The 1,976-nt window shown below is 37.5% G+C and carries 3 protein-coding genes; 1 reads left to right on the forward strand and 2 read right to left on the reverse strand.

The genetic code is table 11. The features are described 5' to 3' along the window. Positions 1-467, reverse strand: a 467-nt coding sequence (locus QI30_RS19840; protein WP_126992152.1) for a DJ-1/PfpI family protein, incomplete at its 3' end; no start/stop codon positions are given. A gap of 141 nt (positions 468-608) precedes the next feature. Between QI30_RS19840 and QI30_RS19845 the strand changes: the two genes are divergently transcribed. Further along, positions 609-1,052, forward strand: coding sequence for an Lrp/AsnC family transcriptional regulator (locus QI30_RS19845; RefSeq protein ID WP_126992105.1), 444 nt, complete (start codon positions 609-611; stop codon positions 1,050-1,052). A gap of 94 nt (positions 1,053-1,146) precedes the next feature. Here QI30_RS19845 and thrS read toward each other — a convergent pair. Further along, a partial coding sequence (thrS, locus tag QI30_RS19850; protein WP_126992153.1) for a threonine--tRNA ligase occupies positions 1,147-1,976 on the reverse strand: 830 nt, incomplete at its 5' end.

Here is a 1,976-nt window from a genome sequence, read left to right on the forward strand (position 1 = left end):
TCATCTACTACAATACGATCTTTACTAATAGCTACACCATAGGTTGCAAGTTGTGCGAGACGCTGACTTGTAGGGTGATTGTATGTCGTTGCGCGTCGCTCTTTTAATACACCGCTATGAGCAACAGCAAGTGCTGCAACACAAATCGAAGCAATCGGCTTATGTTGGTCATTAAAATGACGAATCACTGTACCAAATTGTTCACTAAAGGCATCATCATAAAAGTCTGCTTCTTCAAAACCTCCTGGAATCGCAAGTGCATCAAATTCATCTAAATTTAAATCCATCAATAATTTTTCCGGTGTCACACAGAAATTCCAAGTAGCCTTTAACTCTTTATGTAAGCCAGCTGTCACAACAACCGTTGAACCATCCCCTTCAAGCTGATTCCAACCAAGTACATCCGTAAATACGCTCGCCTCATATGCTTCAAATCCATTGGCTAATAACAACAGTATTTTTTTCATTTCTACTACCTCCTAATTTCTATACATAAAGTGTAGACGACTGAAGCACTTTTCTATATATTTTAAAAAAGGTATTTATCTAATAATTCTTTTTATTCAACGGAAAATTCCTTTATTTACTTTTTAGAAGAAGGCGAAGAAATGGATTCAATTGATTATCAAATTTTACAGCAGATTGAAAAGAATGCAAAAATAACGACGAAAGAATTAGCGAGACATGTACATTTATCAGCTCCAGCAGTAGCTGAACGTATTAAAAAGCTTGAAGAACAGCACGTTATTAAAGGCTATCGCACTGAATTTGATTTATCTCAGCTTGATCGGGGCATCGTAGCAATCGTGTTGTTTAAATCCTCCAATTGCAAAAAGCTAGCAGAGTTTTGTTATAGCCATCCAGATGTATTGTCATGCTATCGTGTTGCTGGCGAAATTAGTTATATCGTGAAAATTGCTACATCATCCATTGAAAAATTAGAGGAATTTATTGATGCAGCCATGCCTTACGGTACACCATCAACAAATATTGTTCTATCAGGACGAGAAAATAATGTGGTATCGTCTAAGCAAACAGCTCATTCCAATTAGTATAGGAATGAGCTGTTTTCATTTATATCATTTTATCTAGATATACTAAAAGGGTTTAACGAACTTTCTCTTTTAATAAAAGTTAGGTGAAACTTTATAGCTTAGTTAAAATCGGCAATTTTTTCTGAGCGATTTCTTGTTTTATTTGCTGAATAAATGTATCAATAGCCATTTTTTCTAATCCCTCTTGTCTATAAGTTCGAACAGATACCGCTTGCGTAGCGACTTCTTCATCCCCTAGCACAAGGATATACGGGATTTTTTGCAACTGGGCATCTCGAATTTTTCGCCCTAATTTTTCATTTCGCTCATCTACTCCAACACGAATCCCTTCCTTACGTAAAGCCTCTTTCACCTTTTTCACATAATCATGATGCACAGTGGAAACACCAATGAGTTGCACTTGCTTTGGTGCAAGCCATAACGGGAACGCACCACCAAAATGCTCAATTAAAATGCCTAAGAAACGATCAATGGAACCAAAGACAGCTCGGTGAATGACAACAGGACGTACCTTTTCGTTGTCCTCGTTGATATATGTTAAATCAAATTTCTCCGGTAGCTGGAAATCTAATTGCACAGTCGCACATTGGTGGCTACGTTTAATGGCATCCTTAATATGAATGTCAATTTTCGGACCGTAAAATGCGCCGTCCCCTTCATTAATTTTGTACGGGAAGCCTAAACGTTTTAATACATTTTCAAGTGCTTGCTCGGCCTGATCCCATAATGTGAGTTCACCCATATAATCATCTGGACGTGTCGATAGTTCAATGTCATATTCAAAGCCAAATACCTGATATACGTGGTCGATGATTTTTAATGCAAGTGTAATTTCATCTTCAATTTGTGCAGGTGTCACAAAAATATGAGCATCATCTTGGCAGAACGTACGTACACGTAACAAGCCATTTAACGCCCCAC

The organism is Candidatus Kurthia intestinigallinarum, assembly GCF_003991225.1.
GTDB lineage: Bacteria > Bacillota > Bacilli > Bacillales_A > Planococcaceae > Kurthia > Kurthia populi.